This is a genomic window from Chitinivibrionales bacterium (genome assembly GCA_014728215.1).
Taxonomy (GTDB): Bacteria; Fibrobacterota; Chitinivibrionia; order Chitinivibrionales; family WJKA01; genus WJKA01.
This window is the reverse complement of record WJLZ01000150.1, coordinates 28,237-41,788: the sequence shown is the minus strand read 5'-3', so window position 1 is coordinate 41,788 and position 13,552 is coordinate 28,237. Positions and strand designations below refer to the sequence as shown.

General features: G+C 46.1%; 8 protein-coding genes. 2 read left to right on the top strand and 6 right to left on the bottom strand.

Annotation, left to right across the window (positions count from 1 at the left end; genetic code table 11):
- Positions 1-32: 32 nt before the first annotated feature.
- Both GF401_12945 and GF401_12940 read left to right on the top strand, forming a co-directional pair.
- Positions 33-1,622 (top strand): Do family serine endopeptidase, encoded by a 1,590-nt coding sequence (locus GF401_12945; GenBank protein ID MBD3345962.1) that lies wholly within the window; start codon positions 33-35, stop codon positions 1,620-1,622.
- 170 nt (positions 1,623-1,792) lie between these two features.
- On the top strand, positions 1,793-2,683 hold the full coding sequence (locus GF401_12940) for a hypothetical protein (protein MBD3345961.1): 891 nt from the start codon (positions 1,793-1,795) through the stop codon (positions 2,681-2,683).
- Positions 2,684-2,753: 70 nt separating this feature from the next.
- Here the strand turns inward: GF401_12940 and rpmA are convergent, their stop codons facing one another.
- The 6 genes from rpmA to folP all read right to left on the bottom strand — a co-directional run bounded on the left by rpmA (position 2,754) and on the right by folP (position 13,547).
- Positions 2,754-3,008, bottom strand: coding sequence for a 50S ribosomal protein L27 (gene rpmA / locus GF401_12935; protein MBD3345960.1), 255 nt, complete (start codon positions 3,006-3,008; stop codon positions 2,754-2,756).
- Between the two features lie 22 nt (positions 3,009-3,030).
- Positions 3,031-3,345 (bottom strand): 50S ribosomal protein L21, encoded by a 315-nt coding sequence (gene rplU, locus GF401_12930; GenBank protein ID MBD3345959.1) that lies wholly within the window; start codon positions 3,343-3,345, stop codon positions 3,031-3,033.
- Between the two features lie 88 nt (positions 3,346-3,433).
- Positions 3,434-4,963, bottom strand: coding sequence for an Rne/Rng family ribonuclease (locus GF401_12925; protein ID MBD3345958.1), 1,530 nt, complete (start codon positions 4,961-4,963; stop codon positions 3,434-3,436).
- An 18-nt stretch (positions 4,964-4,981) separates the two neighbouring features.
- Positions 4,982-11,422 (bottom strand): cell surface protein SprA, encoded by a 6,441-nt coding sequence (sprA, locus tag GF401_12920; protein ID MBD3345957.1) that lies wholly within the window; start codon positions 11,420-11,422, stop codon positions 4,982-4,984.
- A 21-nt stretch (positions 11,423-11,443) separates the two neighbouring features.
- Positions 11,444-12,577: an SUMF1/EgtB/PvdO family nonheme iron enzyme gene (locus GF401_12915; protein MBD3345956.1), complete on the bottom strand. Its 1,134-nt coding sequence runs from the start codon at positions 12,575-12,577 to the stop codon at positions 11,444-11,446.
- Positions 12,578-12,725: 148 nt separating this feature from the next.
- Positions 12,726-13,547 (bottom strand): dihydropteroate synthase, encoded by an 822-nt coding sequence (gene folP, locus GF401_12910; protein MBD3345955.1) that lies wholly within the window; start codon positions 13,545-13,547, stop codon positions 12,726-12,728.
- Positions 13,548-13,552: the final 5 nt, after the last annotated feature.

Here is a 13,552-nt window from a genome sequence, read left to right as displayed (position 1 = left end):
GGCTATTTAAAAGCTTAAAGGAAGGAATATCAATGCAGAAGAGGTATCGAAGAATAACAGTTGGAGTTGCCCTGGCCGCACTCGTGTCGGTTATTTATACAACCGGCTGCCAATGTACGTTTGCCGATGATGATCGTCCGGGAGAGGGGACGATAGAGTTTGGCGCACAGAAGAAACCTGATATTAAACAGACCCCCCAGTTTGAATCTTTTAAAACAATATTTGCCGATATTGCCGAGGAAGTGGTACCGACGGTGGTATCGGTTATCCCGACTCAGATCGACACGGTAATTTTTTCCCGGAATCCTTTTTATCGCTATTTTGATAACGATCAATTCGGCTCACCCTTCGATTTCTTTTTCGGGCAGCCTCGTCGGCGACAACAACAGCCGCCGATTGAAAAACAGGAGCGCCGGCGAAAGGGGCTGGGTTCCGGTGTTATCGTTTCAGAAGACGGATATATTCTTACGAATTATCATGTTATTGCCGGTGCGGATGAAATTGAGGTTCGTCTCTCGGACGACCGGACCTTTGAAGCCACGATTGTGGGGAGCGATTCGCTGAGTGATGTTGCGGTTATTAAAATTGCCGAAGAAGTGAAGGATTTGCCGGTTGCCTATCTTGGTGATTCCGATAAGCTGCGGCCCGGAGACTGGACACTGGCTATCGGGAACCCCTTCAGCCTGACTTCAACGGTGACGGCCGGCATTGTATCGGCGCTTGGCCGCACGGGCATGGCGGGAAGTAATGAAATGTATCAGAATTTTATTCAGACCGATGCGGCGATTAATCCGGGAAACTCCGGGGGCGCACTGGTCAATCTCGACGGCGAGCTTATCGGGATTAATACGATGATTTACACGCGCTCCGGCGGCTATATGGGGATCGGTTTTGCCATCCCCATCAAAATGGCGCGATGGATAATGGAAGATCTCATCTACAACGGCAAGGTTTCGAGAGGCTGGCTCGGTGTGCAAATACAGCCCATGGATGATGCTACCCGTGAAGCGATGGGTCTTGACAAAGGAACGCGCGGGGTACTGATTGCCGATGTTTTTGACGGACAACCCGCCGACAAGGCCGGTATCAAACGGGGAGACATTATCGTGTCTATCGACGGCATGGGAGTTGAAAATGTTAATGAACTCAGAAATACCGTCGCAAGTATCGACCCCGGCAAAAAGGTCCCGATCGAAATTATCAGAAACGGCAAAAAAAAGGTTTTACAGGCAAAGCTCGGTGAGCGGAGCAAAACCAAACTCGCCGGAGAATCGGCAGAAGATGAAAAGGAAGAGAGCGCCGATGATTATGATGCTACCAAAAAGCTCGGTATTAAAATCAGTGAGCTTACCGACGACGTGCGCTCCAAATACAACATTGAAAAATCGACAAAAGGAGTGGTCGTGGTCGATCTCGACAGAGCTTCTCTGGCTGCCCGGGAAGGAATTCAGGTTGGGGATGTCATTAAGGAAGTACGGATCAAAGGCCAAAATGCAGTTCCTGTAACAAGCGCGAAAGAATTTAAAAAGATCGTTCGAGGATTAAAACCCGGAGATTCAGTCATGTTTCTCATCGAACGGGACGGCCACAACCGGTTTGTAGCCTTCCGCCTTAGAAAATAAACCACGCTTTCCATGCAAAAATCACCGGTCCCGGGGGCAAAAGCCCCCGGGCTTTTATTTTTCATAAAAAAGTGAAAACATCTGCTTGACTCCCCTTCGACATATGAGGTATCTTACTTAATTGTATACAATTATCAAAATAAACCATAATTCCTATGGGGGATAAGCTTATGAAAAAGCTCCTGATTGCAATTATGGGCTTAAGCGCTCTAATGCTTATTATCGGCTGTGGGGTAAGCGATAAAAAGCTCCTTGATGCAGAAAACCGCATCAATGCTTTGCTCAACAAAGGAGTTCCGGACAGTTCACTGTCTCGTGCGAAAGTTTTTCTTTATCAGGCCCGTTCGGCGATGGAACGGGGTGACAGAGGGTTGGCCGGTCAAAGTGCCGATTCCATGATGATCCTCATCGCCCAGGCAGAATCGGAGTACGATGACATGGTGAAAAATCTGAATCCGGTCATCGATTCGTTACGCCGGTTTATCACTAACCAGCGACGGGAACTGGATGGCCTCCAGCAACATAAGCTGGACAGTGTTGTGGCCAAGGCGGATTCTTTTTCCACCCTCAACTGGGTACTGCAGACGGAAAACTATCTGAACCAGGCAGCAAATATGATTCCCCAGCTGAAATTTGATCAGGAACGTGCCGAGGAACTTAAGCCGCGTCTCCCGGGACAATGGCTATGCCAGGACCGGAAGAAAAGCGATGCCAATAAGGAAATCAACCTGGTCGAAAGCAAAATTTTCGATTTTCACCGCAAGGGAAATGTTACCTATACCGAAAAAGGAAAAGGCCAGGGAGGAACCCACTACAAGTTAGATTATCTCTTTATCTCCGAAGGTAACTGGGATATCATGGGAGATACGGTTGTACTTCTCATAGACCGATTCCGGAGGGTAAAAGAAAAATCATGGGAAAAAGTTGTGGAAGGAAAAAGAGTAACTTGGAATGAGAAAAGCGCACCCCCGATCGACTCAACGATAACTGATGGTTCTCAGGATAGATTCATTACCTTTTCCGACCTGAAAAAAGATTTCAAACGTGTGAAAAGATACTGATCGCATAGATCATTGGAAATAAAAAAGGCGAGATTAAATCTCGCCTTTTATATGATAAAAATAAAAATTTTCAGGCAGGAAGGATATCAACCATCTTCCTGATTTTTCGATAGGTTCGGAATTGCACAACACCGTCAATTTTTGCAAACAGCGTATCATCGCTTCCCTTACCAACATTTGTTCCGGGATGGATTTTTGTGCCGCGCTGACGGACAATGATATTTCCAGCTTTAACTGTTTGACCACCGTATTGTTTGACGCCAAGCATTTTCGGCTTGCTGTCGCGACCGTTTCTACTACTTCCCACACCTTTTTTATGTGCCATAAGATAATCTCCTGAATGGGTTTTATGCTGTTATGGATGTAATTTTTACGCTTGTATAATCCTGGCGGTGCCCTTTTTTCCGCAAATAGTCTTTACGGCGCTTTTTCTTGATTGTCATTACCTTATCGCCTTTTCCGTGTTTCACGATAGTGCCTTTGACCGTAACGCCCTCGACAACCGGAGTTCCTGCAGAAAAACCCTCATTATCTTTCTGGATGCCGATAACTTTTTCGAGCCCCACTTCGTTGCCTTCATCACCATCGATATGGGGTATATCGATTGTATCTCCCTCAGATACCTTGAACTGGTATCCACCCTGTTCAACAATACAATACATTTTTTCTATCTCCCTCAGGGATTGATTTAAATGGAAAACTCAGATAAAATAAAAAATATTCATTTAAAAATTCAACTTTTCGTATAATTCACCGTTTTTGTTTATTAGTTGAATCGATTGGTTTGAATATGTATTCGTCGTGTTCAAGGGTTTCATCTTCATTGATAAGGAGTGTAACTTTATGTTCCTTTTCCATTTCTTTGATGATATCCTTGCCTTCACTGTTAAAAAATGCGGCGACGCTTGGATGCACGGTAAGCGAGAGGCGCCGGCGCCTTTTTGTCGCTTCGAGTCTGCGAAGCCATCGGTCTATGCGTGAGGTAACCGTTGCGGGCGATATGACCCAACCCACACCATGGCACATGGGACAAACATCGGTATACAATTCCTGGAGTTCGGGCCGGACCCGCTTTCGGGTGATTTCCATAAGGCTGAATTTAGAGAGGCCGGTAGACGATGTCGATGTCCGGTCGTTGCGAAGAAGTTTTCGCATTTCCGTTTCAAGCTTTTTGCGGTTATCGGCGCGGTTCATATCGATAAAATCAACAACAATGAGCCCGCCGATATCCCGAAGCCGCAGCTGTCTGACGATTTCATGAGCCGCTTCCATATTGGTTTGAAAAAGTGTTTCTTCAAAATCGGCCCGCCCGATATTCCTGCCGGTGTTGACATCGATGGCCAATAATGCTTCCGCATGGTCGAAGGCGATATATCCACCGCTTCGAAGCCAGACTTTCCGCCGTAATGACCGTTCGAGATCCTTTTCTATATCGAATCTGTCGAACAGCGGTATGCGTTCTTTATAGTAGACAACCCGCTTGCTGAGATTGGGAGAGACCGCTTGTATATACTGCTGAATTTCGCGGAAGTCGTCTTTCTGATCCACATAAACATTGGAGACATCATTGGAGAGAAGGTCTCTTATTACACGGGTGGTAATGCCCATTTCTTTATATACACGCTTTGGCCCCTCACCTGCCAGTGCTTCTTTCTGTACCTGCCGCCATTGGTCGATCAAGTGGTGAATTTCTTTGATGAACTCTTCTTCGGAAACGCTCAATCCTATGGTCCGCACGATGAATCCTATTCCGGGCGGTTTGAGCTGTGAAATAATTTGTTTTAATTTTCGACGTTTCTGATAATCGGAAGTCTTTTTGGAAACGCCGATGAAATCGGAGTCGGGTACTAAAACCAGAAATCGCCCGGCAATGCTTATCTGTGTCGTTACTTTTGCACCCTTTGAACCGATTGGCTCCTTGGTAACGAGGACAAGAATTTCCTGGCCGGTGGACAAAATTTTTTCAATAGGGATACGGGGAAGTTTTTTAACATGGGTTCTGCCCCGTGCTGAGTAGCGCTCCATGACCGCATCTTTCTTGTCCAAAAGAAGTGTCGGATCAACATCGGAAGCGTGAAGGAAGGCACATTTGTCCAGTCCGATGTCGATAAACGCCGACTGGAGCCCGGGAAGAATGCTTTTAATTTTTCCCCGATAGATATTCCCCTGCATTCTGATATCGTCGGGGCGTTCGACAACGAGTTCAACCACCGTATCGTCTTCAAGCAGGGCCGCTCGTTTCTCGGTTCGGGTGGCACTGAAAAGAATCAATTTTTTCATTTATTCCTATCCTTATATTTAAAAAGATATTTTTACACTTAACGAGAAGTTGTGTTCTTTATATGTTTCCGATGCCATTTTGTCATCCGTCCAGAGAAAATCATAGGATGTGCCGCCGGTGATTTTATCGGTAAAACCATAGGAAACATGAGGACCAACCCTTATCTCCCGCAGGTCGGTCGATTTTTGAGCGTTTGCATTCTGGTTTTCTTTGGTTTCGGCATAATTATATGAGTGGGATGCGGTGAGTCCTAATTCTATCCGGCCTTTCAACGGAATAGTCCATCGTAAAAACTTGAACTCTGTCCGTCGGGCGGTCTTGTTAATCGCATAATTTACGGTCCAGGTATCACCATCTTCCTTTGAATTTGATTCTTTTCCCGATTCGGCAATGTCTCTGTTTCTTTTCAATTTATGCTCGTAGGTAAAATTAATCGGCCATTTTTTCAGATTTCCCTTGATGCTCACCAAGGGATTGAAAGAGTGCGAAATGCCCGTTGTCGTATCGGTGACCATTACGAATTGATTCAACGAATCCTGTCGTAACTGAACATTAAACGTCTGATCCTTCTGGTAGGTATAGCTGCTTCGCATGGTCACATTGCGCATATTGTTTTTGACGGCAGCAATCTGATTCAGGAACGAGGATGATGCACTGACACCCACTTTTGGAAAAATGACCGTAGTTTCCCGATGAGTTGTATCCGGGGTGAGATGATATGATTTTTCATGATCGAGACTGATACGATCGAATCGGAAATCGACAGGCGAAGGGATGCTGAAACTTGTTGAGGCGCTCCAGTCCCGTCGAACATCACGGCTGTCGTTTCTCAGGAGTTCTTCATTGTCATTGTTTTTCCGCCGGTACTGCATACCACCAAAGTCCAGGTAGTCATTCATGCCACCTCGCACGATATCACCGAAATCACGTCCTTTCAAGCCCAATTGATATTTAAGAAAATCCAATCCATTGTCTGTAAGGGTGCGTCCCATAAAATCGGCGTCCATATTTTTATTGAGCAATGAAAGACTCGAGTTATAATTAAAATTGATTGTATTGAAATCTATATTTCGGAGAGCTTCTTCTGCAGATTTAAAAACCGCATTCATGCTTTGAGCTTTTGATGCTATATTTGAGAAATCCGTCATAAGGTCCCTGAGTCTGAATGTGCCGGTAAATCCAAGATTGCTGTTAACCCCAAGATTGAGATAGGGCGTCGGATCATTGGGACGAAAATTTTCACTCCCGGTGAAAGCCGCCGAATACGTTGCATTGTGATCGAGCCAACTGAAAATTTTTGGTTTCAGCCGGACCGTGGCCTTCTGCGTTCTCGACTCTTCACCATAAAGAATATAGAAATCGCGCCATGCACTATCCAGTTCCATCACCTTATTTTTTAGAAAATCTCGGCCCAGCCCTTCTTCTTCAACCGCATTATCGAGATTTCTATCAATTGAAACGGTGTAATCGAAATCAAGAAGCGGCCTGATTGGGGCAAAGCTCAGATTGAATCCATGCCCCAGATCAAAGGTCTGGTTTTTGTTATAGGTTCCCAGACGGTGGTTTTCCTGCAAATGCTTGCCATATTTGGCGCTGGCGAGGTCGAAGTTTATACTGCTTGGCAGGAATGTCAGTTCATAATTTTTCAACGTTTTAAAGGTAGTGTTCTTGACCTTATCGAAAGGTTTCCATTTGGTCCATTTTGGCGGATTTCGGGGACTGAGGTCGTATTTGAGTCCGCCGTAATAGTTTTCGTTTTCATTGATTTCAAGATAATCCCCATTGCCGTCCATCCGCGGTCCCAGATGACGATGGCTGTTGTCGTACTGATAACTCAGCCGGTCAACAGATATTCTTTCGGCGGTCATTTTTGTAAGGATATTTTTCGACGTTGCCGACTTCCGGTAACTCGTTGATACAGATTGTGTGTTTTTAACGGTTTGAAAGTGCTGCGACTTTGTTTTATCTTCATCGAAAAAATCTCTCAGTTTATCGGGCTGGTCGTTTTCTACCAGAGATATGTCGCTGTTCGGTTTAATTTGAGGACGTTCGATTGTTCCTGTAATACCGGCGTCAACGGGCAGCGATACACGCCATTCATTGGGAAGAAATTTGTCGAGCTTCATTGAGGCGTTCACATTTCCGGATACAGATGAATTACCGGGAGTGATCATGTTATCGGTCATGGTCCTGAAATTGCCGTCCTGATAATTGGCGCCGGCATCAAGAGTCATGAAATCGGCCCATTGGGTATGAATATGGGCCAGTGCCGCAGAACCGTAGAGACCCTGAAGTCCCAGTGCTTTCATCTCATCCACCCAGATTTCCCCTGAAAGGGTGTCGTAAGGAGATGGGTTCGCAACCGGCGAACGGGCAACGCCTATCATAAAGGTCCGGATATTAGAAAAACTGGGCGGTTCATTGGTTACCGAACTGATTCGATAGAAGGATCGCTCGTCAATAGCCCAGGTCGTATCGATATGTGCAGTATCGCCGTAAGCATTCTGGTATGCAAGCTTTGCGTTGGCGAGGGCGCTTAGATCTATTTCTATGGGATATCTCCAGGGGTCGGGAATATTAAGATATTCTCTTTCGGGAACATTCCATCCGGAATCGATCAGGGTCCGGTATTCATAATAGGAGGAATCATGGGTTCCGAACCTGAACACAAAGTAAAGAGAATCGGTGTTGCTGGTCCTGTTATGCTCGGCCACCCGTGCATCACCGTGAACGAGCATACTGATCTTTTTATACGCTGAGATATCCTGAGTATGATACGTATAGAGCCGCCGCACCAGAGCTTCTTCGCCCTGAAGAAGGTTGAAAAAATTGAGACTGAGGGCCTGCTCTTTCCGGAGTTTATCCGTCTGGTTATCAACTTTCAGCTTGACATATTTGGTGGTTTTAACTTCATAACGATTGTTTACCAAACGAGTACCTGCCGGCATATAGTATCCCCGGTCTTCTTCGGTATTCACAACCGACGCTTCAATTTTAATCGTATCTTCGATTACGATTTTTTGGGGAGTGGGAAGTTCAGGTTGTGTCGGATCGGTTTGCACCGGATCATACTTTTCCTCAGGAATGACTTTCTTGGTGTACATCTCCTCCCATTGGTTTCCGACAAACTGGATCCGGGCCAAAACCAGAGATTGCTTTTTGGTCATCCCTTTCGGACCGAAATCGCTCCACCACATTCTGACAAAGGGGATCTGTTCCCATCCTGGATTGCCGACTTCATCGACAGCAAAGTTTTCATTAAGAGGAATACGGATATAATAAAAACCGTTTTCATTTTTGACATTTGCGGTTGTGTCATTGAATTCGGAATGTTCGATATTATCGAGGTCGATTGCATACCTGAAAAAAGATTCATCCTTTGAAAAACCATCGGAATTGATGTCTTCCGATTCGAGCCAGAGGTTGTTCTGCAAACCGTTTGCGTACTGATAACGGTCCGGATTCTGGGCATCGAAGACCTTGTAATCATCGCCACTGGGGTCGGTTTTTCGCCGGGCCGGGAGTGAATCACTGCCAAACCGGAGCGTATCCCATTCTCCGGGAGATGAAGGGTCTGGAATAACCCAGTACTCTTTTTTATTATCGACGATTGTATCTAATCCTGTATTGTGAAGCGAATCCTCGATTCCTTCGCCAAAGGGGTCTTCATCGTTTCTCACACCGTTGGGAGGGCCGCCGTGAATTGAAAGATCTTCGCTGACTTCTCCCATGTCGATGTACAGGTTCCCCTTCTCGGAGACATCACTTTCGACCTTGACGATAAATTCGAGATACCGGTCTTCGGAGCGGTCCATTGAAGATTTTGGGAAAGAGGTCATAATACCGGCCCAGGGGTTCTGATACCGGTCACTTAAGTTTACCGCCGGCGTTTGATTATCGTTACCTACGGGATAACACTCGAGCCGCAGGACCGGTTCGTAAAGATCTCCGCCTTGGTCCTTGAAATCTTCTTCGGATACGCCGATGTCTACCATGTCAAATACATTGATGCGTTTTTCTTTCTGGACATCGACAGGGCTGTACCAGTAGTAATACCAGGCCGGCGGCCGGTACCAGAGGCTGTCGTTTGGTATGGGCGGACTGGATCGGTGCCATGCTTTATGGCTTGTTCCCAAGGGATAGACCCGCTTACTAGATTCAAAATTATCCACATAGGCCTGGCCTTGGTCTTCTTTATCGGCCGAAGGGCTCATCCTGCTGTGAGCGACCTCGAAGTCGATATTAACAACAGAGCGGGCGTCGGTGCTGATAAAGGGAAGAGCATTGACCGCCTTGGTCATCCACTCCGGCTCAAAATCCATCACCGAATTAATGTCAAGCAAAAGTTTGTTGAATGGTTCCTGCCCGATCCGGGGAATTTCTTCCCGTGACGACGCCATTTGATAGAGAATCGACGCCCCGATAAAGGATTTATCGCTGATAAAGGGCATCTTCAGTTCACCGCGGGCGCCCATAAAGGTCTTCTTTTCCGGGACAAAGAGCGCCTCCCGTTGATATTGAACTTCGATCTTGTTTTTACTTTGAGCAGTCGGTGAAATCAGCTCGAGCTCGCCCATTTCATAAAAAATCCGGTAATCGACATTTTTTTTCAGCTCCTGACCGTCACCTTTAACCTTTTCGGATCCTTCTATCACGCCCCAGGCGAGGTTGAATTTGGTTCGCCGCTCGGTCGATTTACCAGAGAGAATGAGCACATATTTCTGTTGTATCTTGTTAAAATTCTGGCTGTTATGGTTTATCCGGTAAATATCCGGAAGTGTGTCTTCACCCAATTCGGGGTTTCTGAATGGCTCGTTGGCTTCATAGGAGGTATCGAACGGAGGGATTACCATGTATCCCTTGTCCAGGTTATATTTATAGGCAGCATTATCGCGCTTTCCATCTTTATCGGTCAGCCCGAGAATATACGAATAGAGTTCGTTTGTTTCGGGATCCTGATACAGCGTATCGCCGGCACGCAACAAGCCTAATTTAACATCAAATTTACCTTCTTCAAAGCGGGGAAGATAATAGGCATTTTTCCACATGAGCTTGAATGCATCGCTGGTTGTATCCTCTGTATTCAGTGGCCCTTTCAGGAACCAGAGTGATTTCATTATTTCATATTTTCCCCGGCCGAGACTGTCGAGAAGAGTGGTGTCACCTTTCTGGGGGATCAGGTCCGGCGCTGCTGTTTTCATGTAAATACCAATAATATCATCGCTTTCGACCGCAAGTGTGTCGAACCGTATCCACCCTTCATCTTCCTTTAATTCATACGCACCCTCATCAATTTTTTGAAACAGATTATCGGCGGGAGAATTCTGTACGTAACGGAATTTGGAAATATCCTTATTTGCAACAGTCTGCTTTTCGGTCATTTTCCACACCTGGAATTCGGTGGGAATGACCTTTGGAATAGCCAGGTCCGGATTTCCGCCGGCCCCATACTTCTCGTTATACAATTTCTGGTAGACTGTATCGAGAAAGAAGATTTTGTATTTCAGGAATTCCTTGTCCCGTTGCGGCTCTACCTGTCCTTTTGACTCTGAGGGGTAGAATGTTTTTTTCAGCGCTTCACCCTGTTCGTGGCTTATAACCGTTGTCAGGTCGAGGGGGCCGAGCTTTGATTTAACGCTGATACCGAACAATCCCTCATGGCCCTCGGAATAGCCGGATAAATTTGTGCGGGGAATTTCAAAATTTGTATAACCGGCAGTTACTTCCTGAATAATTTCATCCTCGAGCTCATCGCCCTCACCCTTATATTCAATTTTAATATCTTTAAGCGGATCATCCATTGAAAACTGTTCTTCACTGCTTGTTTTCAACTGAACATTGATGAGCCGTCCGACACTGCCGGTAACCGAAAGACTGTACTGGTTGTCAAAGTTGATACCCCCGTGACTCTGTTTGTAATCGGAAAGCCCTTCCTTGTCGGAGTCACGATATTCGTAGGAGATAATAATTTCTTCGTAGCCGTGGATCGTGAGTTTTGGCGGTTCTTTTCCCAGAATTCGCTTGGCCCATGAAGGGTAATTGACCGGTAACTTGAATTCGAGAGCAAAATCCGATACTCCCGCGGTTCCGCTTCCGGCCTTGGGGGTCGATTTTTCCTGATACCAGAGATCGGCCAGAACAAAACGGCGCCTGCTCTCGAGGTATTCATTCAGTTCATCATATCGATATTGCCACACAACCACACCAAGGGTGTCTTCCCGGCGAAAAAGGACCTGACGATTTTCGAAATCGATTATTTCCTTATCGGCAAAAAGGTCCGAATCATATTCCAGAATAGCAGGGGTTTCATCGGCAAAGGGATTTTCGGGAAGAACAATCTCACTGAGGGGATGATAAAACTCTGGCTGAGAATAAAAAAACTCCGCTTTCTGAGCCTGGGACGCAAAAGCGGCAAAGAGAATCATAAATAAAAAATCGATGGCCCTTTTATTTCTCATCTGTATCTCTTTTGCTATCCTTTATTTTTTGCCGGTATCTGCAGCAGCATCTGCGCAGCACCTGAAGCCGACCGGATTATGCTGGTTCTGGGGGAAATAGCTGTACCGTTTTGAATGGCAGGCACTTTCTATCCCGCTTTTCCAGAAACCGCCCATTACATTGTAAAAATGGCGGTCTTTTGTGGAACGAGTACTGGTCCATTCGGCCAGATTACCCGACATGTCATACACATCAAAATACCCCCTGCATTCTCTTTTGCTTCCCGATTTACGAGCTGTCGTGTCCCGGGTTACACAGGCATTGGGCGCATATTTTTGACTGTAAGGATATTTCCATGAATAGGGACCACTGCAGGCAATCAGCCACTCATCCATTGAGCAAAGCCGTTTGCCAATCGAAAAACAGGAATCCATAGCATGATAGACAGAAATATACGACCTGGGCTTAACTCCACGCTTATTCGGCCATTCGTACCGGTCTATACAGAATTGCACAGTGCCAACCTCGATATATTCCATATCTTCAGGACAGTATTGAGAGGGGGTTGACAGGATAATTTCATATCGCTTTTTTGTCGGCAACATCTGATTGCCACAGGAATCGACACCCCGGTAATGCAGTGTTGTTGTACTGTCAATAGGAATTGCATCGCCGGTATACTCTTTCCATTCCTCCTCCTCCTCAAATTTCCATTCGATAAGGCATGGTTTTGTGGCATGGAGAGCCACTTCGATTTTCTGCCGGTGAAGGCCTCCTGAGGGGTCGGGATAGACCCAGGGTGCGATGGTATCCTGCAGACAGGAATCCGGTCTTGCAGCAGTCACTTCCGTCGTATCCGTTGTATCTGCCGTAACTGCCGTATCGGGAGCTTCAATAACAGGAGGCGGCGTTTGTTCGGGACGGGGTGCCGACTCCTTTGTTTCGGGAACTGTGTCGGTTTCAGGAAGTGTATCGACCGGTTTCTCCATGGTCGTGTCCAGCTGCTGTGCTGTCTGAGTAGTGTCTGGTTTAATCGGTTTAATCACAGGTTTCGACTTTTCCCGCCTCATAAATCGAAATATTCCGGTTACTAACACCACCACCACTATCAGAAGCAACAGGAGTAATAACAGCAGCATAACCTTTCGCTTTTTTGAAGGCCTTTTCTTTGTCATGCAGCAACCTGAGACTTAGAATGCAGTATTATGCATTGTACTGTTTTACAGGTACATATGCAATGAAATTCATCCTGTTGGATTTTCCAAACTGTGTATACAGGTATTCGCATTGGAAATTCTAATTATTCACCTTATTAACAACTTATCAATGCCCCGACTCAATTAATGAGAAAACCTTAAGAAAATCAACCGTTTCGGAAACATCGTGTACCCGAAAAATGGTTGCACCTCTGCTATAGGCGCCAGCAATCGTAGCCAGCGTGCCGGGCAGCCGTTTGTAGGGCTCTTTACCGGTAATTCTGCCGATAAATGATTTCCTTGATGTCCCGATTGCGACAGGGTACTTGAGTGCAACGATTTCATCAAGCCTGTTTAGAAGTGTCAAGTTGTCTTGAAAGCGTTTTGCAAATCCGATTCCCGGGTCCAGAATAATATTTTCCTGCTTCACCCCCGCGCTTTTGAAATCGTCGATGCATTTATTCAACTCATCGATAACTTCACCGGTAACATCCTTGTACTCCGGATGGTGTTGCATTGTCTGAGGCGTTCCTCTGCTGTGCATGAGAATTACCGGACATCTTTTTTGTGCAGCAAAATGTTTAATTTCCGGATCGAACCGTCCGGCGCTGATATCGTTAAGCCAGGTTGCACCGGCATTGAATGCTGCTGCTGCAACACCGCTTTTTGTCGTATCGATACTGATCGGGATATCAAATTTCGAGGCGAGTTGTTCGATAACAGGCACAACCCGTTGAATTTCTTCGTTTTCGGGCACGTGTTGTGCTCCCGGACGGGTTGATTCTCCGCCTATATCCAGAAGATCGGCGCCGTCGGCAATGAGTTTCTCTCCATGAGAAACCGCATCGGGCAAAGAATTATGCAAACCTCCGTCATAAAAAGAATCGGGGGTCACATTAAGGACCCCCATTACGAGATAAGATTTTTTATACAGAGAAGGTAAATCCATACTGA

Bases quoted from the DNA above. Each gene is read 5' to 3' on its own strand.
- GF401_12945 (MBD3345962.1), top strand. From the start codon at position 33: ATGCAGAAGAGGTATCGAAGAATAACAGTTGGAGTTGCCCTGGCCGCA.
- GF401_12940 (MBD3345961.1), top strand. From the start codon at position 1,793: ATGAAAAAGCTCCTGATTGCAATTATGGGCTTAAGCGCTCTAATGCTT.
- rpmA (MBD3345960.1), bottom strand. From the start codon at position 3,008: ATGGCACATAAAAAAGGTGTGGGAAGTAGTAGAAACGGTCGCGACAGC.
- rplU (MBD3345959.1), bottom strand. From the start codon at position 3,345: ATGTATTGTATTGTTGAACAGGGTGGATACCAGTTCAAGGTATCTGAG.
- GF401_12925 (MBD3345958.1), bottom strand. From the start codon at position 4,963: ATGAAAAAATTGATTCTTTTCAGTGCCACCCGAACCGAGAAACGAGCG.
- sprA (MBD3345957.1), bottom strand. From the start codon at position 11,422: ATGAGAAATAAAAGGGCCATCGATTTTTTATTTATGATTCTCTTTGCC.
- GF401_12915 (MBD3345956.1), bottom strand. From the start codon at position 12,577: ATGACAAAGAAAAGGCCTTCAAAAAAGCGAAAGGTTATGCTGCTGTTA.
- folP (MBD3345955.1), bottom strand. From the start codon at position 13,547: ATGGATTTACCTTCTCTGTATAAAAAATCTTATCTCGTAATGGGGGTC.